27 protein-coding genes are annotated in these 22,010 nt (G+C 40.1%); 10 read left to right on the plus strand and 17 right to left on the minus strand.

All coding sequences use genetic code 11. The features are described 5' to 3' along the window. Window positions 1-30: 30 nt before the first annotated feature. A complete protein-coding gene (locus NYE53_RS02985) occupies window positions 31-951 on the minus strand; it encodes an EamA family transporter (RefSeq protein ID WP_339247170.1) in 921 nt (306 codons plus the stop codon). A 132-nt stretch (window positions 952-1,083) separates the two neighbouring features. Between NYE53_RS02985 and NYE53_RS02990 the strand changes: the two genes are divergently transcribed. Next, window positions 1,084-2,532, plus strand: coding sequence for a PLP-dependent aminotransferase family protein (locus NYE53_RS02990; protein WP_339247173.1), 1,449 nt, complete (start codon window positions 1,084-1,086; stop codon window positions 2,530-2,532). Window positions 2,533-2,649: 117 nt separating this feature from the next. On the opposite strand, the gene NYE53_RS02995 is transcribed toward NYE53_RS02990, so the two are convergent. Continuing rightward, a complete protein-coding gene (locus NYE53_RS02995) occupies window positions 2,650-3,273 on the minus strand; it encodes a flavin reductase family protein (RefSeq protein WP_339247175.1) in 624 nt (207 codons plus the stop codon). A gap of 89 nt (window positions 3,274-3,362) precedes the next feature. Between NYE53_RS02995 and NYE53_RS03000 the strand changes: the two genes are divergently transcribed. Next, the gene (locus tag NYE53_RS03000) at window positions 3,363-4,043 is read left to right on the plus strand and encodes a winged helix-turn-helix domain-containing protein (RefSeq protein WP_339247177.1); all 681 of its coding nucleotides are present in this window, start codon (window positions 3,363-3,365) and stop codon (window positions 4,041-4,043) included. A gap of 67 nt (window positions 4,044-4,110) precedes the next feature. Here the strand turns inward: NYE53_RS03000 and NYE53_RS03005 are convergent, their stop codons facing one another. From NYE53_RS03005 to NYE53_RS03015, 3 genes are all read right to left on the minus strand, one after another. Next, complete coding sequence (locus tag NYE53_RS03005; RefSeq protein ID WP_339247179.1) at window positions 4,111-4,554, minus strand: carboxymuconolactone decarboxylase family protein; 444 nt, start codon at window positions 4,552-4,554, stop codon at window positions 4,111-4,113. A gap of 85 nt (window positions 4,555-4,639) precedes the next feature. Beyond that, on the minus strand, window positions 4,640-4,819 hold the full coding sequence (locus NYE53_RS03010) for a hypothetical protein (RefSeq protein ID WP_339247181.1): 180 nt from the start codon (window positions 4,817-4,819) through the stop codon (window positions 4,640-4,642). Further along, complete coding sequence (locus tag NYE53_RS03015) at window positions 4,816-4,965, minus strand: hypothetical protein (RefSeq protein WP_015382874.1); 150 nt, start codon at window positions 4,963-4,965, stop codon at window positions 4,816-4,818. Before NYE53_RS03015 ends, NYE53_RS03010 begins: the two co-directional genes overlap by 4 nt. A 242-nt stretch (window positions 4,966-5,207) precedes the next feature. On the opposite strand from NYE53_RS03015, the gene NYE53_RS03020 reads away from it, so the two are divergent. From NYE53_RS03020 to NYE53_RS03030, 3 genes are all read left to right on the plus strand, one after another. Then, window positions 5,208-6,431 (plus strand): sensor histidine kinase, encoded by a 1,224-nt coding sequence (locus NYE53_RS03020; protein WP_251187181.1) that lies wholly within the window; start codon window positions 5,208-5,210, stop codon window positions 6,429-6,431. After that, complete coding sequence (gene ydfI / locus NYE53_RS03025; protein ID WP_003244318.1) at window positions 6,424-7,065, plus strand: two-component system response regulator YdfI; 642 nt, start codon at window positions 6,424-6,426, stop codon at window positions 7,063-7,065. Before NYE53_RS03020 ends, ydfI begins: the two co-directional genes overlap by 8 nt. Before the next feature lie 112 nt (window positions 7,066-7,177). After that, complete coding sequence (locus tag NYE53_RS03030) at window positions 7,178-9,352, plus strand: MMPL family transporter (RefSeq protein WP_339247186.1); 2,175 nt, start codon at window positions 7,178-7,180, stop codon at window positions 9,350-9,352. Between the two features lie 412 nt (window positions 9,353-9,764). Here NYE53_RS03030 and NYE53_RS03035 read toward each other — a convergent pair whose 3' ends face one another. The 4 genes from NYE53_RS03035 to mneP form a co-directional block, all read right to left on the minus strand. Continuing rightward, on the minus strand, window positions 9,765-10,667 hold the full coding sequence (locus tag NYE53_RS03035; protein WP_339247189.1) for a carboxylesterase: 903 nt from the start codon (window positions 10,665-10,667) through the stop codon (window positions 9,765-9,767). Between the two features lie 202 nt (window positions 10,668-10,869). Further along, a complete protein-coding gene (locus NYE53_RS03040) occupies window positions 10,870-11,559 on the minus strand; it encodes a DUF554 domain-containing protein (protein ID WP_015252719.1) in 690 nt (229 codons plus the stop codon). An 89-nt stretch (window positions 11,560-11,648) separates the two neighbouring features. Next, a complete protein-coding gene (locus NYE53_RS03045; RefSeq protein WP_339247191.1) occupies window positions 11,649-12,461 on the minus strand; it encodes a MerR family transcriptional regulator in 813 nt (270 codons plus the stop codon). A gap of 111 nt (window positions 12,462-12,572) precedes the next feature. Next, complete coding sequence (mneP, locus tag NYE53_RS03050; RefSeq protein ID WP_029317351.1) at window positions 12,573-13,466, minus strand: manganese transporter MneP; 894 nt, start codon at window positions 13,464-13,466, stop codon at window positions 12,573-12,575. A gap of 475 nt (window positions 13,467-13,941) precedes the next feature. Between mneP and NYE53_RS03055 the strand changes: the two genes are divergently transcribed. The 4 genes from NYE53_RS03055 (at window position 13,942) to NYE53_RS03070 (ending at window position 16,528) form a co-directional block, all read left to right on the plus strand. Further along, a complete protein-coding gene (locus NYE53_RS03055; protein ID WP_268749573.1) occupies window positions 13,942-14,562 on the plus strand; it encodes a nitroreductase family protein in 621 nt (206 codons plus the stop codon). A gap of 15 nt (window positions 14,563-14,577) precedes the next feature. Continuing rightward, entirely contained in the window at window positions 14,578-15,516 is a 939-nt protein-coding gene (locus NYE53_RS03060) for a ring-cleaving dioxygenase (RefSeq protein ID WP_014478981.1), read from the plus strand. A 98-nt stretch (window positions 15,517-15,614) separates the two neighbouring features. Continuing rightward, complete coding sequence (locus NYE53_RS03065; protein WP_251187173.1) at window positions 15,615-16,004, plus strand: DoxX family protein; 390 nt, start codon at window positions 15,615-15,617, stop codon at window positions 16,002-16,004. A gap of 185 nt (window positions 16,005-16,189) precedes the next feature. Then, window positions 16,190-16,528: a thioredoxin family protein gene (locus NYE53_RS03070; RefSeq protein WP_070548620.1), complete on the plus strand. Its 339-nt coding sequence runs from the start codon at window positions 16,190-16,192 to the stop codon at window positions 16,526-16,528. A 129-nt stretch (window positions 16,529-16,657) separates the two neighbouring features. On the opposite strand, the gene NYE53_RS03075 is transcribed toward NYE53_RS03070, so the two are convergent. From NYE53_RS03075 to NYE53_RS03095, 5 genes are all read right to left on the minus strand, one after another. Then, window positions 16,658-18,010 (minus strand): IS1182 family transposase, encoded by a 1,353-nt coding sequence (locus tag NYE53_RS03075; protein WP_327830730.1) that lies wholly within the window; start codon window positions 18,008-18,010, stop codon window positions 16,658-16,660. A gap of 123 nt (window positions 18,011-18,133) precedes the next feature. Continuing rightward, window positions 18,134-18,370 carry a spore germination protein gene (locus NYE53_RS03080; RefSeq protein ID WP_003244342.1) on the minus strand — a complete coding sequence of 79 codons (237 nt, stop codon included), beginning with the start codon at window positions 18,368-18,370 and terminating at the stop codon, window positions 18,134-18,136. Between the two features lie 218 nt (window positions 18,371-18,588). Continuing rightward, entirely contained in the window at window positions 18,589-18,882 is a 294-nt protein-coding gene (locus tag NYE53_RS03085) for a hypothetical protein (RefSeq protein ID WP_041517676.1), read from the minus strand. 32 nt (window positions 18,883-18,914) lie between these two features. Next, entirely contained in the window at window positions 18,915-19,145 is a 231-nt protein-coding gene (locus NYE53_RS03090) for a spore germination protein (RefSeq protein ID WP_038827548.1), read from the minus strand. 123 nt (window positions 19,146-19,268) lie between these two features. Then, complete coding sequence (locus tag NYE53_RS03095; RefSeq protein ID WP_339247197.1) at window positions 19,269-19,853, minus strand: DUF421 domain-containing protein; 585 nt, start codon at window positions 19,851-19,853, stop codon at window positions 19,269-19,271. A 206-nt stretch (window positions 19,854-20,059) separates the two neighbouring features. On the opposite strand from NYE53_RS03095, the gene NYE53_RS03100 reads away from it, so the two are divergent. Continuing rightward, entirely contained in the window at window positions 20,060-20,767 is a 708-nt protein-coding gene (locus tag NYE53_RS03100; protein ID WP_014478990.1) for a DUF421 domain-containing protein, read from the plus strand. A 12-nt stretch (window positions 20,768-20,779) separates the two neighbouring features. Here NYE53_RS03100 and cotP read toward each other — a convergent pair whose 3' ends face one another. From cotP to NYE53_RS03115, 3 genes are read right to left on the minus strand one after another with little or no spacing between them, the layout of a single operon-like run. Further along, a complete protein-coding gene (cotP, locus tag NYE53_RS03105) occupies window positions 20,780-21,211 on the minus strand; it encodes a spore coat protein CotP (RefSeq protein ID WP_339247201.1) in 432 nt (143 codons plus the stop codon). A gap of 12 nt (window positions 21,212-21,223) precedes the next feature. Further along, complete coding sequence (locus tag NYE53_RS03110) at window positions 21,224-21,466, minus strand: spore germination protein (protein ID WP_003234151.1); 243 nt, start codon at window positions 21,464-21,466, stop codon at window positions 21,224-21,226. Between the two features lie 13 nt (window positions 21,467-21,479). Then, a complete protein-coding gene (locus NYE53_RS03115; protein WP_003243854.1) occupies window positions 21,480-21,752 on the minus strand; it encodes a spore germination protein in 273 nt (90 codons plus the stop codon). Window positions 21,753-22,010 lie beyond the last annotated feature (258 nt).

Here is a 22,010-nt window from a genome sequence, read left to right on the forward strand (position 1 = left end):
ATACCAAACGATGTTGGTATCTTTTTTGTTTTAGAGTTTTTTAACCCTTTTAGCAGAAAAATGGGTGTTGAAAATCTTATTCATTTTATTTACTTTTAGGTAGGTAAAACATACTCCGCTGACTGTAACCACTCCGCCCAGCAGAGAAAGAAATGCAGGTATTTCGCCTATCCATACCCATGAAATGACCAAGGCTAAAGCCGGTGTTACATAAAGAGAAAGAGTTGCTTCTGAAGCGCCGACGAGTGCAGTGACATATGCTAGTGCGAAGTAAGGAATAACCGTCGGCAATAATCCTAAGTAAACGATAGACAAAGTTGCGCTTATTGAAGCGTTTATCATCTCTTCGCCTAAGCCTGGCAGAAACACAAGCATGGGTATTGTTCCGCCCCAAATGGTGAATGTAACGAATGGAATAAAACCATATTTTTTTATATAGCGGGCTTGAAAAACGAAATAAATACTCTCCGAAAATGCTGCCAGCAGGATGACCAAGATACCGCTCATTGAATATGTAAAGTCTCCCGCCCCAAATGCAATCAATAATACACCCAATAAACTGATCATAGAGCCAAGCCATTTCGTAAATCCAAAATGCTCTTTATAAAACAGGCGGGATAGCATGGCTGAGAAGATCGGTGCCGTAGTAACGAGTAAGCTTGCAACTCCGGCACTAACTGTTTTTTCACCGATGTTCAGCAAAATGTGATAGAGTGCAAATCCTAAAAACCCTAAAAGAAAAATGGCAGGAATGTCTTTCAAGTCGGGTAGGCGCATCTGAGTCAAAACAGCAAAAAGCAATAATGCCATAGAGCCGATTAACAAACGAAATAAAGCAAGGTGTTCTGGTGTGTACCCTTCTAGTCCTGCGCGAATTCCCGGAAAAGCAGATGCCCATAAACAGATCATCAGACTGTTTGAGGTTATCAATTGAACTGTTTTCTTTTGCATATTTCCCACTCCTCTTTACAAAAACCAACCAGTTATTTAATGTGTTTTTATATTAATAAAGATTTGGTGATATGGCTTCAACCAGTTAAACGGATTTTGACCCAACCAATTTATTTTAAGGAGACCGATTCTATGAGCTTTCCAGAAGAAAAAAAGATGAAAAAGCTCCCTAAGTACAGACAAATCGTTCATTTTATTAAAGAGAAAATAGGAAATGGAGAGTGGCCGATTGGAAGCAAGATTCCAAGCCAGCGCACGCTTGCAAAAGATTTTCAGGTAAATCGGAGCACAGTGATTACAGCGTTAGAGGAATTGATGGCCGATGGGCTAATAGAAGGCACAATGGGGAAAGGCACAGTTGTTATCAACAACACATGGACACTGATGGCTAAGAATTCTGCTCCCGATTGGGATCAATATGTCACTTCTGGCATTCAGATGCCAAGCCGAAAAATCGTTCAAGAGATAAATCAATCAGAATCAAATACAGACCTTATACAGCTCAGTAAAGGTGAACTTTCAGCTGAGATTTTTCCTTTGGCTGTTATGAAAGAAATGATGGGGAAGGTATCTCAACACATGGAGGCATTCGGATATGAAGAACCAAAAGGTTACTTACCTTTGAGGGAGGCATTAAGCAACTATTTAAAAACCATTGGAATCAACGTCTCATCTTCTTCCATTCTGATTGTCTCAGGAGCGTTGCAAGCCTTGCAGCTGATATCAATGGGGCTGTTACAAAGAGGATCAACCATTTATCTTGATCAGCCCTCTTACCTTTATTCATTACACGTATTTCAATCAGCTGGTATGAAGCTGACTGGACTTCCTATTGATAATGAAGGACTTTTGCCTGAAAATGTTCATTTAACAAGAGGAGAGCGTGGAAGGGCTATCTTATATACAAATCCATGTTTTCATAATCCGACTGGTATTCTCATGTCTAAAAAGCGGCGTGAAGAAATCCTAGCAGTAAGTGAGAATACACAGCTTCCTATTATTGAAGATGACATTTATCGTGAGTTATGGATCGATGAACTTCCGCCATATCCTATTAAAACAATTGATAAAAATGGACACGTACTGTATATAGGAAGTTTATCGAAAACATTAAGCCCAGGCTTGAGGATTGGATGGATCGTCGGACCGGAACCGGTGATTGAACGTTTATCTGACATTAAAATGCAAACAGATTACGGATCCAGTTCGCTATCCCAGAGAGTAGCGGCAGAGTGGTTTACTTCCGGCCACTACCAGCAGCATGTAGAAAAGGTTAGGCAGCAATTAAAGGTGAGAAGAGAATTGGCCTTGAGTGCTATAGAAACTCATTTGAAAGATGTGGCGACATGGAATATCCCAAAAGGAGGGTTTTTTGTCTGGATAAAAATATTGCCTTCCATATCAATGAAATTACTTTATACTAAAGCCTTATCAAAAGGGATTCTGCTCAATCTCGGCAGTATCTATGCTCAGGAAAAAGGGAATTATATTCGCTTATCATATGCTTATGCATCTCTTGAAGACCTTCAAAAGGGGATTTATGAGTTGGGTTTAATGATAAAAGAATTGGCAAGCAGGTAACTTTTATATCCTTAAATGGATGTTTCACTAAAAAAGAGATCAAGCCTAATGATCGCTTGATCTGATAATAACAAGGGTTACTAGAATAGACCAAATCATGGTTCGGTCTTAAAATGATCATGTCTCTGAACGAAAAGTCTTTCCGACTTCTCTTCCTAAACCAAAGTAATGTCTGAAATTATAGATAAGCGGGCTCCATTTGGAAGGGTTGATATGGTTTTCGTCCAGTATAATACTTTCCTCGGCATGAAAATGTAGTGCCTGCGTCTCTACAATTGCGAATGACGATTCATATTCTGGAATCCGAATATGTTTCACTTCGGCTTCGATTTGGATAGGGCATTCTTTAATTCGTGTTGGTGATACTGTTTTTGATTGTAAAGGCGTTAACCCTGCTGCCTCGTATTTTTCTTTTTTATATGAAAATCCGAGCTGTTTCTTCAAAGGCGGTATACTCTTTTTTCCGCTATAAGATGAAATTCTTTCAATGTTTTCCCATAATTCCGGGCCAGGCAAGTTTATGACACATTCTTTGTGTCTTTCCAAATTGTCGATGGCTTTTCCTCCCAGTCCTACTCCAAGGATTATATAATGTCCAAGAGCCCAAGAAGAAGACATAGGACTAATATTAGTGGTTCCATCCTCATTCAATGTGGTTAGAAGAAATGTCGAGGTACCATAATACATGATCTTGGGTTTGATTTCCTTAAATCGATGAGTGTCTTGTTTTTTGATCTCCAACGTTTTTTCCTCCTTGTCACGCTTACATTTATATTGTAAAGGATTAACATTTCAACTATCATCGAAATATGAATGTAAGGAGGAAAATCATGCATCCTAATATTGCAAAAATCTCTTCGTTGCTATCAGATCCCTCGCGTTCTTCCATTCTTCTCAGTCTGATGGATGGAAGGATACACCCTGCGGGAGAGCTTGCATATCTCGCTAACATTAAACCTCAAACTGCAAGTTTTCACCTGAATAAATTGCTTGAAGCAAAGCTGATTAGCGTAGAGAAGCATGGGAGACATCGGTATTACAGATTGGCTGACTCAGATGCTGCAAATGTGATCGAACAATTGCTTCATATTGCGCCTGAAGCAAAAGTCAAATCTTTAAAAGAGTCAAAGGAGAAAAAGGACTTGCATTTCGCCCGTACCTGTTATGATCATTTGGCAGGTTATGTGGGCGTGCAAATAGCACATTCACTAGTTGAGCAGGGGATGTTAAAAAAAGTTGATTTAAATTTTGAGGTGACCTCAGAGGGGACTTTATTCTTTTCGAAGTTAGGCATCAATGAAGAGCAACAACGGAATAAGAGGAGAGCTTTTGCCCGCTGCTGTTTGGATTGGAGTGAACGGCAGCATCATATTGCAGGGGCATTAGGAAACGCCCTATTGGTGCGCATGTTAGAAGAAGAGTGGATCGTTCGTATGCCTAAAACGAGAGCGATTAGGATTACACAAAGCGGGAAAATCGCGTTTGAAAAGCACCTAAACGTGAAGATTTAGGATGTTGAAGCGAAGGCACGATATCCAGGAGGAGGAGTAAGATTTGTTCTAATCTTACTCCTTCTTCTTATTTTGAAGCAGCTCGATTCCCCATTGCAATAGAGATGCGGTTCCAACTGTTTATTTGATTAATGATCAGAACAAGGTCAACATATTGTTTCTCATCATAATGTTCCCGCACCCGATGGTATATCTCATCAGGAACCCTTTTAGATGGGATGAGCGTGATGTGTTCAGATAGTTCGAGAGCCGCTTTCTCTTCAGGTGAGTAAAAATCACATTCATTCCAAGCATGTAAACAGTAAATTCGCTGTTCAGTTTCGCCCATTTTGCGGGCATCAGAAGTATGCATATCTAAGCAGAAGGCACAGCCGTTCATTTGAGAGACTCTGATTTTAATTAGCTCTCTCGTAGTTCGGTTAATTGAGGATTGTTTCGTGTATTTCTCCATATCCATCATGATTTTCATACCTTCAGGTGCAATCTCATAGTAGGACACTCTTTGACTCATAAGGCAAGACTCCTTTCCATAGAATACCTAGATTGTATCCCGGTATTGATCATTTTACCAATGTGCGGTTTGAATGACTGCTGTTTCACCGTCTTTTGGAAAGAAGTTTCTTTGAATAAAAATAAGGGTAGCCAGCAATGATGAGTGGAGCTGATAATGCAAGCAGTCTCCATGAGCCTGATTGGCTGTCTTTAGTGACTCCAATGAATATATAAGTACCGATCAGAAAATATAATAAAGCGCCTAAAAACCAATACATGTTCATTCCTCTTTTTCCTTGCATGTGATTTTTGATTGAGTATGTTTGTCTTTCTCATTGCTTAATCGATCAAGGCACTGATTTTTTAACACTTTTTCGGTCCGGATTCCTTTTCTCTTTAATGATAAAATTGTGAGATCAATCGATTTCAATGATGATCATTCCTTTTAAATAGTGACTTCTCCATTATTGTAAATGGAAATTCGGAAAGATAAAACGTACATAAAGGCAGAACGCTTATGTACGTTTGGGCAATGATTCATGTTGGAAACGCTTATGCTTCACCGCATCTTTGTATTGTTGAGTACCTTCTCTTCCTATAAAATGATGGGATACATGTATATGTGGCTGGAGTGTATATCGCTTCTGCCAATGGAAAGGAAGTGAATGAGGTTTGCGTATCAGGAATCCTTTCAAAGAAAAATACTACTCGCATGATAGACGGGCATTAAACATGCTTGCACTCAGAGTGCCGGGCCTGGCTTTTATTCTCATGATCTATGTAGCCTCTGTCGTGCTGCAATTTATTACTGCGAGCTGGTCCATTTTATTGCTTAATGTCTTCACGATATTGATGGCTGTTTTTTCTTTTCTGCATTGGCATTCATATCGCTGGGTGAAGAAAAGGGTCATTCTATACTTTGTACTGCAAGGTTTGATCACTTTTACACTTGCTAATCTCATGACGGGCTTCTTAGTGCTGGTCCTCATTGGCCTTTATGCATTTTTGATTGGACAGATTATAGGAATGGCAGACAGAAGAAAAACTTTCCTCATTCTATTTTTATTGCTTCTTCTGTTAATAAATGTAGCTAATCAGATTCACAAAGGTGAATATTTGCATTTTATTGTGATTGCTGCACCTATCATGATCGTGATTATTACTTATGCCGCTACATTATTTGCCCAAGTCGATGAAAGGATAAAAGCGCAGCTGACTCTCGAAAGGCTGGAGCTGGCTCATCAGCAGGTAGAACAGCTGACGCTGCAGAACGAAAGACAGCGGATGGCCCGAGACTTGCACGATACGCTTGCTCAAGGTCTTGTCAGTTTAAATATGCAGCTGGATGCGATTCATGTTCATCTCGCCAAAGGCAACACAGAGAGAGCAAAAGAAATCGTTCAACAATCGATGAATAGAGTGAAAAGCACATTAGCTGATGCACGTTCAGCTATTGACGATCTCCGCAGCAAATCAGAAGAAATCGGTGTTTTAAAAGAAAGAATTACCTCGCTAATGGATCATTTTATAGAGTCGACAGGCATGGCTTGTTTATTAGATTACAGATTGCATCAGGTGCTGGATGTGCGTACAGCTGAAAACTGTTATTACATCATTGGAGAATGCATGACGAATGCGGCAAAGCATGCTGAGGCGAAAACAATCTGGATATCCATTTGGGATGATGAAAAGGGAAGGCTCCATTTAACAGTTAAGGATAACGGCAAGGGATTTGATGTTGAAAAAGGAAAGAAAAAGAGAGGACATTATGGGCTTCTTGGCATACAAGAACGCGTCAGGGCAATAAATGGCCAATTCAATATCAAGAGTACAAAATTGAAAGGAACACAAATTGAGATCACTGTACCAATTCAGGGAGAGATGCAAGATGAATAAGGTTTTAATCGTTGATGACCATCTTGTCGTGAGGGAAGGTCTGAAGCTTTTAATTGAAACGAATGATCAATACACCATTATAGGAGAGGCGGAAAATGGAAAAGTCGCAGTCCGTCTTGCAGATGAATTAGAACCGGATATCATTCTGATGGATTTGTATATGCCGGAGATGAGCGGGTTAGAGGCCATTAAACAAATAAAAGAAAAACACGATACCCCCATCATTATTTTGACTACATATAATGAAGATCACTTAATGATTGAAGGGATTGAATTAGGGGCGAAAGGATATCTGTTAAAGGATACGAGTTCAGAAACCCTTTTTCACACAATGGATGCAGCGATCAGAGGGAATGTGCTGTTGCAGCCTGATATCCTCAAACGTCTGCAAGAAATCCAATTTGAGCGGATGAAAAAGCAGCGCAATGAGACGCAGCTGACAGAAAAGGAAGTCATTGTTCTAAAAGCAATTGCTAAAGGTCTTAAAAGCAAAGCGATTGCCTTTGATTTGGGCGTCTCTGAGCGAACAGTAAAGTCCAGATTAACGTCCATTTACAATAAATTAGGCGCGAATTCAAGAACTGAGGCGGTAACGATTGCCATGCAAAAAGGTATTCTGACAATAGACAACTAAACTGCATATTTGAAAATTGCCCAAACGTACATGCCCGAATGTACGTTTTTTTCATTTCATTGTCAACTACAATGATAAATGTGATCAAGCAATGTGTTGAAAGGAGATTATCATGTCAAAAATGTTATATACATTAGGAGGATGGGTTGCTCGGCATCGCATAAAAGTAATATGTGCATGGGTCGTTGTGTTAGTTGCTTCGATTGGCCTTGCAATCACCTTAAAGCCAAGTTTTTCTGAGGATATGTCCATACCTGACACACCTTCGGAAAAAGCGATGGATGTGATTGAAAAAGAATTTCCTCACGGTCCTGATAAAGGGAGCATACGGGTGATTTTCGGTGCTGATGATGGGGAGAAACTGACTTCAAAGCCAGCGAAAAAAGCTATAGAAAAAACGTTCAAGGAAATCAGTAAAGATGATTCTGTTGACTCGATTGCAAGTCCTTTTGTGACAGGAACAATCGCGAAAGATGGCACAGTTGCCTATGCTGATATTAAGTATAAATCATCAGCAGATGATATAAAGGATTACTCTATCAAACACTTAAAAGACAGTTTGAAAATGGCTGACGATGAGGGGTTGCAAACTGAGCTAAACGGAGATGTACCGGGAGCCGAGATGGAGATAGGCGGTGTCTCTGAAATTGTCGGCATTATCTTGGCCTTTGTCGTTTTAGCCATTACATTCGGTTCTTTATTAATAGCAGGTTTGCCGATTTTAACTGCGCTGCTTGGTTTAGGGGTAAGCATTGGACTGGTTTTGGTTGGGACACAAGTATTCGATATTGCTTCCGTCAGTCTTTCATTAGCCGGAATGATTGGCCTTGCTGTTGGTATTGATTATGCTTTATTTATTTTTACGAAACACCGCCAGTTTTTAGGCGAAGGCATACAAAAGAATGAATCAATTGCGAGAGCCGTGGGAACAGCGGGAAGCGCAGTCGTTTTTGCCGGACTTACTGTTATCGTTGCACTTTGCGGATTAACTGTCGTTAACATTCCTTTTATGTCTGCGATGGGGCTGACAGCAGGGCTTAGTGTACTGATGGCTGTTTTGGCTTCCATCACACTTGTGCCTGCGGTCTTATCGATTGCAGGGAAGCGGATGATTCCGAAATCAAACAAGAAAATAGAAAAACAAAGCACTGAAACAAATGTTTGGGGACGCTTTGTCACCAAAAATCCTATCATGCTAAGTGTATGCAGCATTCTGATTTTGCTCGTCATTAGTATCCCGTCTATGCATTTGGAACTGGGCTTGCCTGATGCTGGGATGAAAGCTAAGGATAATCCGGATCGCCGGGCATATGACTTGCTTGCCGAAGGCTTTGGAGAAGGATTTAATGGCCAATTAACAATCGTAGCGGATGCCGCAAATGCTGCAGAAAATAAGGCGGAGGCTTTCGCAGATGCAGTGAAAGAAATAAAGGGATTAGACCATGTAGCAAGTGTCACCCCTGCAATGCCTAATAAAGAAGGGAACTTTGCCATCATTACGGTCGTTCCGGAATCAGGTCCAAATGATGTCGCAACAAAAGATTTGGTACACGATGTACGCAGTTTGTCAGATAAAAACGGAGTAGATTTGCTTGTTACTGGATCGACTGCAGTGAATATTGACATTTCAGATCGCCTGAATGATGCGATACCGGTGTTTGCTGTACTTATTGTTGGCTTTGCGTTTGTATTGCTGACCATCGTTTTCCGTTCGCTGCTTGTGCCGCTTGTTGCTGTTGCAGGTTTCATTTTAACGATGACAGCCACTCTTGGAATCTGTGTATTTGTCTTGCAAGACGGCAATCTCATCGATTTTTTCAAAATACCTGAAAAAGGGCCGATACTCGCCTTCCTGCCGATTTTATCGATTGGGATTCTGTTCGGGTTAGCCATGGATTATCAAGTATTTCTTGTCAGCAGAATGCGTGAAGAATATGTAAAAACAAAGAATCCAGTACAAGCCATTCAGGCTGGATTAAAACACAGTGGTCCTGTTGTTACAGCAGCCGGCTTGATCATGATCTTCGTTTTTGCAGGATTTATCTTTGCAGGTGAAGCTTCTATTAAAGCCAATGGGCTGGCTCTTTCCTTTGGTGTGCTCTTTGATGCCTTTATTGTAAGAATGACACTGATTCCAAGTGTCATGAAGCTGATGGGGAATGCAGCCTGGTATTTGCCGAAATGGCTGGACAAGATTATTCCGAATGTGGATATAGAAGGGCATCAACTGACAAAGGAAATACAGCCAGAAATAGATCATGAACAAAAGAAACAAATCAGTGTGTAATAGAAAAAGCAGATCTTTAATGATCTGCTTTTTTAATTATGGTATTATTTGGAGGATGAAGTCAGCAGTTAAAAGGAGACGCTTATGGCGCAATCACTCATTTTCGATATGGATGGAACTTTGTTTCATATTGGCAGAAGCTGCGTCATGCTAGCAGGCATCCCAGGAGAAGTGATAAAGCACATCAAATGATTTTTTTGACGCTGCCTTCTCTCCATAATGCCTAGGTTCTTGATAATTCTAAGAATAAACCAACTGATCATATAAGAAACCTAAAGAAACAAGCACACAAAACCAGCTGCGGGTTGTGTCCAAGAAAAATAGAGTCCATAAGAGAGACTCTATTTTTTGAAATGCCCGGCTAGAAGCATATTCAGGACTTTAGAAATGCAAATCACTATCTTATAAGCCCTTACCGTGAAATGCCTGTTTCTGCACTGAAAAAACGAATTACACGTTCATTTACGTAAGCGGGTTGTTCCATCGATAAAACATGTCCGGCATTTTTAATGACTTCCGCCTCAATATCAGGAACGAATGAAGAGGCTCGGTGCAGGGCTGAGTGGGGATCATAGATGACTTCATGTTCACCAAGTAATAATAGGATAGGAACTCTTGCTGAACGTAATTCCTCATCGGTAAAAACATACGGAAATCCGTCGGCTTTAGGATTTGGATTTCTTGATCCATCCTGCCACATTACCCCTGACTGAAACTGCTTCACAAAAATCGGGTGCAGCACATTGTGATCACTCATCATCCAATTTAAGAATGTTTCAACTCCATTTGACGCTGTAAGGCCAAGAGCGTATTTGTAGAAATCGTGATGAAATGGCAAAAACGTTTCTGCCGGACTCAGTAAAGCTGCGCTTTTTACTCTCTCAGGCATACGTAAAAGGAAATTCATCGTATGGAGACCGCCAAGCGAAAGTCCGATCATGTGGGACTTTTCGATCCCCAGATTGTCAAACACATCAAGAAGCCAATTGGCATAATCCGTTCTTGTACCGCTTAAATTCTCAGGAATACTCTTGTTTTTATCACCTATGATATCAACTGCATAAGTTCTGTAGTTGCTGCTCCAATCGGCGATGTTGGGATACCACATCGTCGAGCTGAATAATGCTCCGTGGAGTAATACAAGCGGCGGGGCATCCTCTGGGCCGCTCGCAATCACATGTGTTTGACCAAAACGAGTAGATATATAGAATGATTTGCAACGGACCGGCCAAAGACTAAGGCTTTCATTATAAGTTTGATAATAGCGGATACCGTTGTCACTTAATTCGGGAATACTAGATGAATGGTTTGACATACAAATGCCCCTCCCAATTTTGTTTAAATGAATGTGCCGTTTCGTGATGGGGAATCTGATTTTGATATAACAGACTTAATTTACAATATAATACAGTTTTTATTCGACGTCAAATCCAAGATGAAAAGGAAATAAAACGATTGAAACAGATTATTGAAAATCAATATAACAGAATATTAACCTTCTTTGTGGAGCCGCTTCATTAAAACCGCAATCCAAATGCATGAATCACAAAAATCACAACAGGAGGGATCAAGAGGGAAGGCAGCAAATTCAATGTTTTGAACTTCTTGATTCCAAGAATGCTTAGACCTGAACTGAGGATGAGTATGCCTCCCACAATTGTGATTTCATTAATAAGGTCTGTATTGATTGCGCTCTCCATTACTTTAGCAAATAAATAGATGGAGCCTTGCCAGGCAAATAATACAATGGCGGCAGCCGCTATTCCAAAACCAAAAGTTGAAGCGAGCACAATGGAGGTGATCCCATCTAACATCCCGTTTGTCAGGAGGTATGTATAATCTCCATGCAAAGCGGCTTCAACAGGGCCCAATATTGACAGCGAACCTATACAAAATAATAAGACCGCAGTTGATAAGCCCTCTGCTAAATTGCTTTTAGAAAATTTGTTCACCAGCTTGTTGAATCGTAATTCTAAATTGATGATCTGGCCTAGCAAACCTCCAATGGCTAAACTCACGATGAATAGAATGGGGTATTTACTATCAGGCAAATGCTGTGTAATGGCGTTGATCCCCAGTGCGACCGCAGCGAATCCCATTGCCTGCATCAAAATATCCTGGTATTCATCTTTAATGCCTTTTTTGAATATCCCCCCGATTATGCTTCCTGCAATGATCATCACTGTGTTAAAAATCGTTCCAAACATAAGCTTTCTCCTCCAAAAATCATTCCTGCATAAAAAATAAACCCTCTAGTTAGTAGAGAGTCAAGGGAGATCAAAACATATTCATGAGATTATTTGATGGGCAGCAGGATTTCAGTCACATAATTATCTAGGTTATTCGTAATGCCATAATCAATGAGTGTGATTTCGATTGAGTCCCCTGCTACCTCATAATGATGTTTTTTCATATATGCCAGTAATTTTTTGTAGTATGGTTCGGCTTCTGGATGTGACCCTTTAAACCTAATTTGCAGATATTCTCTTGAAGGAAAGATGATTTCTGAAGAAGTTTTTTCATTTTCATCTTCAAGAATCATAAATATACTGGAATATTTGTCAAACTGTTTTGCTTTCACATTTGCTGCAGAAATGGATAAACCAATCTTGCCTATGAATATATCTTCGTTTACATTCAGGTGGGTTCTCAATTCAGCTAACGAATGTTCGATATCATGGCCGAGAACATATTCATGCTGCAAGTAAGCCACACGCATTGCGGGAAGTTTGATTTTTGAAATTTGATGTAACGGCATGTTAACGGCATCTTCTATATGTGCGATGCGTCGGGAGATCTTTCGTTCGATGCATTCCAATTCTTTCTTCTTGCGATCAATTTCAGCCTGCTGGCTTTTTAGTAAATGAAGAAGAGTGTTTGTATTTTGAGAGTTATAAAAATCAAGAAGCTTATTGATTGGCAGGCCTAGAGCCCTCAAATACTTGATGGTATCAAGCCGCTCAAACTGTTGGGTAGAATAATATCTATAGTTCGTTTGCTCATCTTTATATTCCGGTTTCAAAAGGCCGATTTCATCATAATACCGAAGAGCAGAGATTTTCACATTGAATAACTTTGACACTTCTCCAATCGAAAAAAATTCCTTCATTCTAACAACCTTTCTGTCCCTATGATTGATATACACACATTATATAGTACGGCGAGTTCTAAAGGTAAAGTTTGCAGCATAAAGAAAAAACTCCTTCTAAAAAGGAGCTTTTCATTCTTCGAAATAAGGATTCACATGGATGAGCACTTCTTCAACATCTGAAAACTGTCTTTTGATTTCATTTCGAATTTCGCGGGCAATGTCGTGTCCCTGCTTAATTGTCAAATCATGATCCAAAGACAAACGGACATCAAGCAATTTATAGTGGCCGTGTTCTCGCGCGCGGATTCTATCAATTCGTTTTACTTGATCACATTGAAAAATAACAGCTTTATATTCCTCTATCAGCTCGGGATCAACACTCTTTTCCATGAGCACATCAACAGACGGCCTGATTAATTCCATTGAAATCTTAAAAATGAGGTAAGCAACGATTGCACTGGCAATGGCATCGGCGTACAACAGATAGGACCATCCGCGGGTGTTTCCGATGATAGCCAACAGGACGCCGATAAAAGCGGCAAGAGAGGCAACGATATCGCCTTTGTGATCGTACGCAATCGCTATAATCGCTTTGCTGTTCCATTTTTCCCCTTGCTTTATAGAATAACGATATAAGATTTCCTTAGCCACGTACGAAATCAGAGCCGCAAACAATGCGCTGTATTGGGGAACGCTTGGCCCTTTAACAAAGGACAGAATCGCTTCTATGAGGATATAAACGGATACGATCACTAAGATAATTCCTACAATCGCCTCACTAATGACTTCAGCTTTTCCGTGACCAAAAGGATGGTCTTGATCGGGCGGTTTATTGGAAATGCCGATCACTGCCAAGACTGCAATCGAAGCAACGACATCTGCCGCGGAATGTATTCCGTCTGCAAACACGGCTTCACTATCGCCTGCCAGCCCAAAAAAGACCTTTCCTGCCATTAAGATCAGATTGGCGATCAATGCAATCAAAGCAACTTTTCTGCTTATTTGTTCTCTTTCACTTGCCATTTTTTCCTCCTATAAAACTGCACAAAAAAATAGGAGTGCTCTATATACGCTCTCCGTATCCTTTCTTGTGTAATCACTTTGCTTATCATACCAATTCAATTTCGAGTGGGTCTATAGCAACGTTGTTTCCTGTTTACTAATAAATAAGGTGACAGAAAAAAAGTTGGAGCTGTGCTAAAAGGTCATAAAGCAAACAAATGAGTTCTTATGTAACAACAGTGATGATTCGCTATTAAAATGCTGCCGTCAGTGAAAAATTTCCACCTAATTTTCAAAAACCTATTGACATGAGAAGATCTGTATTTTATTATTATCTCATATTCAAGATATTTAAATTCGAGATATTTGATTGAAAAGATCAGCGATCAAGCGCAATTCTAAGTGTTCAATCGTTGTCAGTTCTTTTACACAATATTCAATATAGATTTTTTATAATATAATATCTCGAATTCGAGATAAAAGGGAGTGTAGCGTAATGGCTGAATTTACACAGTTAGTCAATGAAAGACGATCTGCAAGCAATTTTCTTTCAGGTCATCCAATCACAAAAGAAGACCTCAATGAAATGTTTGAATTGGTTGCATTGGCGCCATCGGCTTTTAATTTGCAGCATACAAAATATGTGACGGTTCTTGACCCGGACGTAAAAGAAAAGCTGAAGCAGGCCGCAAATGGACAATATAAAGTGGTTAGCTCATCTGCGGTTCTCTTGGTATTAGGGGATAAGCAGGCATATCAACAAGCGGCCGATATCTATGAAGGTTTAAAGGTATTAGGGATATTAAATAAGCAAGAGTATGACCACATGGTGCAAGACACCGTTTCGTTTTATGAAAACAGAGGAGAACAATTTAAGAGAGATGAGGCGATAAGGAATGCTTCACTTTCTGCGATGATGTTTATGCTGAGTGCTAAGGAAAAAGGCTGGGATACCTGCCCGATGATCGGCTTTGATGCGGAAGCCGTAAAACGGATTTTGAACATAGACGACCAATTTGAGGTTGTCATGATGATTACGATTGGAAAAGAAAAAACAGAGAGCAGAAGACCGCGCGGCTACCGGAAGCCTGTGAATGAGTTTGTTGAGTATATGTAAAAGGAGCGGATAAAAATGGCTAAAAAAACGATGGGAATTCATCATATTACAGCGATTGTCGGTCATCCTCAAGAGAACACAGATTTCTACGCAGGAGTGCTTGGGCTTCGTTTGGTCAAGCAAACTGTCAATTTTGATGACCCAGGTACGTATCATCTTTATTTTGGGAATGAAGGCGGGAAGCCGGGAACAATCATTACCTTCTTTCCGTGGGCCGGAGCCCGCCAAGGCGTCATTGGTGACGGTCAAGTTGGCGTGACATCGTATGTCGTGCCGAAGGGGGCTATGGCATTTTGGGAAAAGAGACTAGAAAAGTTCAACGTTCCATACACCAAAATCGAGCGCTTTGGAGAACAATATGTAGAATTTGATGATCCTCATGGCTTGCACTTAGAAATCGTGGAAAGAGAAGAAGGAGAGGCTAACACGTGGACTTTCGGAGATGTAACGCCCGATGTTGCCATTAAAGGTTTTGGGGGGGCAACCCTATTATCAGCGCAGCCTGACAAAACCGCTGAGCTTTTAGAAAACATCATGGGGCTGGAACGAGTCGGCAAAGAAGGAGACTTCGTTCGTTATCGTTCTGCCGGTGATATCGGAAATGTGATTGACCTTAAGTTAACGCCTATTGGCCGCGGGCAAATGGGGGCCGGAACGGTGCATCACATCGCTTGGCGGGCTAACGATGATGAAGATCAGTTAGATTGGCAAAGATATATTGCTTCCCATGGATATGGTGTAACTCCTGTTCGGGATAGAAACTATTTTAATGCCATTTACTTCAGGGAACACGGGGAAATCCTGTTTGAAATCGCAACTGATCCCCCTGGCTTTGCACATGATGAAACACAGGATACAATGGGCGAAAAACTGATGCTGCCTGTGCAATATGAACCGCATCGCACACAAATTGAACAAGGGCTGCTGCCGTTTGAAGTAAGAGAGTTAGATTGATTTGACACATAAAAAATAAAGAAACATATATTCAATTGATGATTGCTGGATACCGTCAGCAAAGAATTAGATAAAATCAAAGATGAGGAGAGATACAAATGGAAGATGCAGGACTGTTGCTTATTCGTATAATGATTGGTGTGGTGTTTTTGTTTTATGGCACACAAAAATTATTCGGCTGGTTTGGCGGATACGGGATTAAAGGAACCGGACAATGGTTCGAGTCAATTGGGGTGAAACCAGGAAACGTTGCGGCCGCTCTATCAGGTCTTGGGGAGTTAGTAAGCGGAATTCTATTTATTTTAGGCGTATTCCTCCCGCTTGGAGCTGCTATCATAACGATCATTATGTTAGGTGCCATCGTAAAAGTCCATGGAGCGAAAGGTTTTGCGAATGGCGCGGGAGGTTTTGAATATAACCTGGTGCTCATTGCAGTTTCCATAGGGGCTGCACTCATCGGTTCAGGAGCTTACGCTTTGCATTTTTAATAAGAAAGTATGTAAGAACAGTTGCTGCTTGTCAGTAACTGTTCTTTTATTTTGACATTTTCGGCAAGCTTGCAGGTACTCTGCAAAGCAAAAAAGCGGATATCATAAATAAAAATCTGTATATTGAATGATACGTATTGATGAGCTTGGTCATGAAAAACAGACCTATTTGAAGGAGTAAATGGATGAAAGAGATGACAGAATTACATTCATTAGTTTCTATAGAAAACTTTATCAAACAGCACAAATTCAGTTTTATTTATATATCGAGGCCTGGCTGTACAGTATGTCACGCAGTTCTGCCCCAGCTCAGAATAGTATTGGATCAGTTTCCAAACATCAAATTGGGGCATATCAATGCTGACGATGTAGCAGAGGTCGCCGGCAGATTTTCAGTTTTCACCGTTCCTGTGCTTCTTTTGTTCATTGATGGGACTGAGTTTCTAAGAGAAGCCCGTTTTGTTCATTTTGAACAGCTTGAACAAAAGCTGAAAAGGGTTTATCGATTATATGAAGGCGAATAAAGAAATAAGAACTCAAATGAGTTCTCAGCTTGTAGAGAAAACGATGTTTTTTCTACAAGCTTTTTTGTTTTGTAATGTTTCTTTAGATTTTCAGCTGATTTCAAAAACAGAAAAAGAGCTCCCACATACCTAGCTCTGCTTGGCTAGGTATGTGGCAATCTTCTTCATGTTCTGGCATGCGGCTGTGAGGAGAACTTGTTCGCTCACATTCCGTTTTCCCCTCAACCTGCAATAGCGAAGCCCGTGCAGTTGTTTTGAATCTGCAAAGCTTCGCTCTATTTTTTCTTTTCTTTTTTTGTAGAGGTTTTTTCCTGAAACAGACAAGCGATTTTGCCTGATCTTTTCTTTGTGGTCTTCCCATACATGCCGGGTGATGACTTTCTGATGTTTTTTTGATTTTGTGCAGTTTTCAAGAAAAGGGCATGAGGAACATGTTTCAGGATTTGATTTATATGACCTGTATCCTTTTCGGTCAGTTGTTGAGTATGTGAGTGTTTGCTGGTTCGGGCAAATGTACCTGTCTTTTTCAATGTCGTAATGAAATTTCCATTTTGGAAACAAGCCTCTAGTAGGGTGATATCGTCTGTGGGCAATGACGCCAAAAATATGACGGTCAGATAATCCTTTACAGATAGGAGCTGTTAAATATCCGGAATCAAGGGCGACAGCTTCTACTTGAAAACCAAATCGTGCGATTTGGTGATCTAATCGGTCAAGATAAGGCACGGAATCATGGACATTTCCCGGTGTGACATGGGCATCGGTGATAATGTTGTATTTCATATCCGTTGTGCGGTGATCTAAATAGAAAAAACCTTCTGGTTTGTTTTCGCGATACAGATATCCACTTTCGGGATCAGTTGTACTGTGGCGGATCTCTTTTTCAGCTTTCACCTCCTCTTTGACTATTAGTGGCTTTTTTCCGTGTTCCTCTCGATCTTCTTGGATGGCGTCATTTAAATCTTTGATATAGTTTTGTGTATCCTGTTCAATCGTTTTTCTTGTGTATTTATGCTTGTTGGCATTGGCTTTAAGGTGAGTGGAATCGGTGAATAGGACACGTCCGCCCACCATGTCATGATTGATGGCCTGAAGAACGATCTCATCAAAAATATCTTGGAAGATGGTTGTATCTTTAAAACGTGTGCGTCTGTTCCAGCTGATGGTGGAGTGGTGTGGAACTGGATCGTTTATGTTCAATCCGAGAAACCATCTGTACGCCATATTGTAGTAAATTTCTTTTTCGAGCTGTCTTTCTGAACGGATACCATAGAGGTATCCGATAAACATCATTTTGAATAAAATCAGCGGATCAAGTGAGGGGCGGCCTTTGTTTTCACTGTAGTAAGGCTTAACCTTTTCAATGATAAAAGAGAAGTCTATGTATTTATCGATTTTTCGAAGCAGATGATCCTCTTCGACAAGTTGGTCGAGAAGAACAAATTCAGCTGCGTTTTGAGAAGAATTTCTTGTGTGGAACATGGGAAAGACACCGTCCTTTTGAAGTCTCTCTTTTATTTTATTACAGAAGAATGGATATTTTAAGAAAAAATAAAGGCTGTCGAGATTTTCTCGACAGCCTGAGAACTCAAATGAGTTCTTTTTTTATTCTTCACTAGGCGAAGAAGGGTTATCAACCTGCCCTTGATCACTTGTATCATTATCACAACTTGCTGAAATAATAATTGAATGAGATGGAGAGTAATCTCCTAATGTGAAATTGACTCCGTAATTTTTGCTGTTCGCAGTATGGCTGTTTTGCAAGTTTTGTCCGATATCTGTATTGGCGTTTTGTGTCATTCCATTTATCGTGAGATTTGAGATGTTGATTTGAGATCGCATGCTTCAAAAACTCCTTTCACTCAGAAGTAGCCGTCATAGAGGACGCTGGCAGTCTGTTTACTTCTATGATATTGCGTTTTTATATCATTGCATCAACATAATGGTAAAAATAATAGCGCCTCTTTAAGCGAGTGAATGAGCACCTTTTTTGAAGATGGTCAAACTATCAGCAGAAATAAAGCCGCCTGATAAAGAGGCGGCAGATCGTTATATGTCATCTATGAATTTGATGTATCGTTTTTCGTTTGCCTAAAGGATAAGATGGTCGTTTTTAATGATGAGTAGGAGCCTATAGCAGCGTAGCCATAAAACCAGCCCATAAATACGCCAGAAAAGAGGCTGTGTCGATGGCTTATGAAAACAGAAATGACAAGGCCTGTTATTAAGGCAACTGACGGTACAAAAGTTTTGGGGATTTTCAATAATATTTTGAGGATTTGGGTTATCAATATGATGATTGGAACAGCTATCACAGCATCCCAAAAGTTTGTGTGAATAATTGGAAAATCCATACGGCACCTCATGAAGTGTTCATTTCTTATTTTTACGCTAAAAGCTTGGAAAGCAGTTCTTGGACCGCATTTGTAACATGTAGGGCTTGATTGGCCGAGCTTGTTTGGCTTAAAGCATTTGATTCAAAAACCAAACCTGTATTATTCCCTCCGGAACCATCTGTCTCTTTAGAAACAGAGAAAGGGCTGATGGAGAATGCAAAACCATTATTAAAAACGCTGTTTCCGGATATCGAATGAATATAAACTGGGAATTTCATCATTCATCTCTCCTCTCCGTTATGACTGTTTATACAATATGGTGTGTGAGCAGCAATTGCTTAAACAAAACGGCAAAAACATTCAGTGAGAGACAAAAACCTGCAAAATTCTCCAAGTGCCTTTTGTTAATGCAGTTTTTTAGGGATGTTTTTTTTATTCTTTTTACCAATTTCATCAAAAATATTCTGATTGCTAGACAAATGGGCTTGTCCGTCCTTATTAATGAAATTCGGGTGAATGAGTTTTTTTAGATCCCTGACAGTTAAAGGTTTGGCGTCATCAGTTAATTCTATTCCTAATTGCCCGTTTGCCTCTAATGTCGCAATTTTGACATCTTGTATAGCCGTAACGCCGTGAAGCCGTAGCTGCATTTCAAGCTGATCAACTGTAAGTCTCATCTTCTTTAAGTTTTCGATATGAAGCTGTCCGTTTTCAATAACAACTTTTGCTTTTCCGGTCAACATCTTTTCAATAAAGTTCGATCTCATTTGGATCCATTCTATAACGATGAGTGTTATTGTGAAAATTGCCGCCGCAATTAATGTTTTGAAAAGGCTGTACTCGATGATTGGCTGAACGATAATAGTTCCGATTGAAATCATGACAACCGTTTGAGTTGAAGTCATTTGTGCGATTGATTTCATTCCTGAAATTCTCAGCAAAATGACTCCGGCTACAATGAGAACTAGAGATTCCCAAGTGAAATTCATGCTACCACCTGACCAATGATGAATTAGATTTGTCATGGGATTGGCTTTCCTTCAGGCCAATCGCAATTTAATATATCCGAAAGGCAGTCGGTTCATTCTGTCCTGAACCGAACAATATTTTTGGTATAGATGGATATAGTAAGCCAAACAATGATAGCAGCAGGAGTTTTGGCCAAAACAATCTGGGAAGCGGGGAGCGCCATAAGATGATTGAACTTGAAGTTGTCATTAGAACGGTTGCCAGCTTTGGCTTGCTGTTAATCGCAGAACGAATTTTAGGCAAACAGACAATCTCTCAAATGACGATTTTTGATTTTATTGCGGCGATCACACTAGGGGCGATTGCTGCCGGATTAGCTTACAATACTTCAATAAAACCGCACAATATGGCCATTTCGTTTAGTATTTTTGTGTTAACCATTTTTCTAATTTCGTTTCTGTCGATAAAGAACAGGAAGCTGAGGAAATTTTTTGCCGGAGATCCAACAGTGCTGATTCAAAACGGGAAGATACTTGAATCAAATATGAGGAAAATGCGTTACACACTTGATTATTTAAATCAGCAATTACGGGAAAAAGAAATATTTAATATCGAAGAAGTTCTTTTTGCCATTCTTGAAACGAATGGTCAGCTGACTGTGTTAAGAAAACCGCAATTCCGACATGTGACCAAACAGGATTTAATGATTGCGGTAAACCAAGAACACAGGCTTCCGATAGAGCTTATTATGGACGGAGAAATCATTGAGAATAATTTAAAGCAGAATCGTTTGACGGAATCCTGGCTTTTGGAGGAATTGCGAAAAAGAGACATAAAGGTGAAAGAGACCGTGTACGCAGTGCTGCTGGGTAATGGAGATATTTATGTGGATCAATATAAAGACCATATATCAGTCCCTATGGATAAGGAATGAAGGAAATCAATCTTAAAGCCCCTTATTGAACGCAATGGTTTCAACTTGTCTTGGGTACGAAATGTGCAGAAGCCCGTTTAACAGCTGAATCTGTAATAAATGAAATTCAGTAGCTTCAGGAAGCTGAATCGTCCGCTCAATTTCGCCGTAATACCGTTCACGCTGCACCTCCATTTCGGCAGGAAAAAGAGGGGTGACGGTTCCTTTGATCAGCAGCTGGGTTTCAGATAGTAAGCGTATCGTTAATTCCTCCTCATACACACCGGGCATTTCCACTATAATAAAATTATATTCTTCATCTTGATAAAAATCATAAACGAGCGTATAAGCATCGGAATCAAAAAATTGTTCAGGAGCTTTATACTTGAGCACATTTGTCCAAAAGTCACTTTGCTTATATTCATTCGTAATCTCAAGCCATTTTCGAATTTTTTCGAAATCCATATGAGATTCTCCTTAAATTTGATTTGAAATCGGTGCAGAAGGGTTTCCGATTTGGTCTTGGTCACTAACGTCTGAATCAATATTTCCAGTGTTTAAAAGTGAAGACGTAGGCGAAAGATCTCCTAAGGAAAAGTTTGCACCAAAGTATTTGCTGTTTGCTGTATGGCTGTTGTGCACGGTTGGGCCGACATCTATATTTCCGTTTTGCGTGACGCCGTTGATCTTAATATTTGCGATATTAATTTGATATGGCATAGACGAAACCCCTTTAATCTAAAATTGGCGGTGGTGCAATCGGAGGAGCATTAACATTGGATGTATCAGAGTTGCCGATAGATGTCTGGTCATTTACATCAGGATCGTTTAAGAAGTTTTCCATTACGGATTCTGTAGGTGATGTATCACCGAAAGAAGAATTGGTTCCTTGAGATTTTTGATTGTTGGTAGGGCTGTTATAAGCAGCTTCGCCTATTGTAATTGAACCATTGCCCGAAATACTGTTGATCTTCAAATAATATAGGTTGATTACTGTAGACGGCATCCTATCACACCCTTCCATCATTCTGTACAGTACAGTATGCGCCGCTGCACCCAATTGTTCCTTGCATTTACGGGCAAAACTCTATCTGGCCCCGGAGTGATGCTCGTTAGAAAAAAGAATAAAGTTTGTCACAGCCTGAATGTCAATCTATTTGGCAAATACTTATCAGTTGAATGAAAAGCCATTGAATATAGTAATCAATGAATTGATTCAGTTATTCGAAATACATGAGACCCTTTAATAAAGGAAGCTGGCAAA

This window comes from Bacillus sp. FSL R5-0523, assembly GCF_037975295.1.
GTDB classification, from domain to species: domain Bacteria; phylum Bacillota; class Bacilli; order Bacillales; family Bacillaceae; genus Bacillus; species Bacillus subtilis.

Coding starts and splice junctions, on each gene's coding strand:
- NYE53_RS02985 (WP_339247170.1), bottom strand. CDS start 951: ATGCAAAAGAAAACAGTTCAATTGATAACCTCAAACAGTCTGATGATC.
- NYE53_RS02990 (WP_339247173.1), top strand. CDS start 1,084: ATGAGCTTTCCAGAAGAAAAAAAGATGAAAAAGCTCCCTAAGTACAGA.
- NYE53_RS03000 (WP_339247177.1), top strand. CDS start 3,363: ATGCATCCTAATATTGCAAAAATCTCTTCGTTGCTATCAGATCCCTCG.
- NYE53_RS03005 (WP_339247179.1), bottom strand. CDS start 4,554: ATGAGTCAAAGAGTGTCCTACTATGAGATTGCACCTGAAGGTATGAAA.
- NYE53_RS03010 (WP_339247181.1), bottom strand. CDS start 4,819: ATGAACATGTATTGGTTTTTAGGCGCTTTATTATATTTTCTGATCGGT.
- ydfI (WP_003244318.1), top strand. CDS start 6,424: ATGAATAAGGTTTTAATCGTTGATGACCATCTTGTCGTGAGGGAAGGT.
- NYE53_RS03030 (WP_339247186.1), top strand. CDS start 7,178: ATGTCAAAAATGTTATATACATTAGGAGGATGGGTTGCTCGGCATCGC.
- NYE53_RS03035 (WP_339247189.1), bottom strand. CDS start 10,667: ATGTCAAACCATTCATCTAGTATTCCCGAATTAAGTGACAACGGTATC.
- NYE53_RS03040 (WP_015252719.1), bottom strand. CDS start 11,559: ATGTTTGGAACGATTTTTAACACAGTGATGATCATTGCAGGAAGCATA.
- NYE53_RS03045 (WP_339247191.1), bottom strand. CDS start 12,461: ATGAAGGAATTTTTTTCGATTGGAGAAGTGTCAAAGTTATTCAATGTG.
- mneP (WP_029317351.1), bottom strand. CDS start 13,466: ATGGCAAGTGAAAGAGAACAAATAAGCAGAAAAGTTGCTTTGATTGCA.
- NYE53_RS03055 (WP_268749573.1), top strand. CDS start 13,942: ATGGCTGAATTTACACAGTTAGTCAATGAAAGACGATCTGCAAGCAAT.
- NYE53_RS03060 (WP_014478981.1), top strand. CDS start 14,578: ATGGCTAAAAAAACGATGGGAATTCATCATATTACAGCGATTGTCGGT.
- NYE53_RS03065 (WP_251187173.1), top strand. CDS start 15,615: ATGGAAGATGCAGGACTGTTGCTTATTCGTATAATGATTGGTGTGGTG.
- NYE53_RS03070 (WP_070548620.1), top strand. CDS start 16,190: ATGAAAGAGATGACAGAATTACATTCATTAGTTTCTATAGAAAACTTT.
- NYE53_RS03075 (WP_327830730.1), bottom strand. CDS start 18,010: ATGTTCCACACAAGAAATTCTTCTCAAAACGCAGCTGAATTTGTTCTT.
- NYE53_RS03080 (WP_003244342.1), bottom strand. CDS start 18,370: ATGCGATCTCAAATCAACATCTCAAATCTCACGATAAATGGAATGACA.
- NYE53_RS03085 (WP_041517676.1), bottom strand. CDS start 18,882: ATGGATTTTCCAATTATTCACACAAACTTTTGGGATGCTGTGATAGCT.
- NYE53_RS03090 (WP_038827548.1), bottom strand. CDS start 19,145: ATGATGAAATTCCCAGTTTATATTCATTCGATATCCGGAAACAGCGTT.
- NYE53_RS03095 (WP_339247197.1), bottom strand. CDS start 19,853: ATGAATTTCACTTGGGAATCTCTAGTTCTCATTGTAGCCGGAGTCATT.
- NYE53_RS03100 (WP_014478990.1), top strand. CDS start 20,060: ATGATTGAACTTGAAGTTGTCATTAGAACGGTTGCCAGCTTTGGCTTG.
- cotP (WP_339247201.1), bottom strand. CDS start 21,211: ATGGATTTCGAAAAAATTCGAAAATGGCTTGAGATTACGAATGAATAT.
- NYE53_RS03110 (WP_003234151.1), bottom strand. CDS start 21,466: ATGCCATATCAAATTAATATCGCAAATATTAAGATCAACGGCGTCACG.
- NYE53_RS03115 (WP_003243854.1), bottom strand. CDS start 21,752: ATGCCGTCTACAGTAATCAACCTATATTATTTGAAGATCAACAGTATT.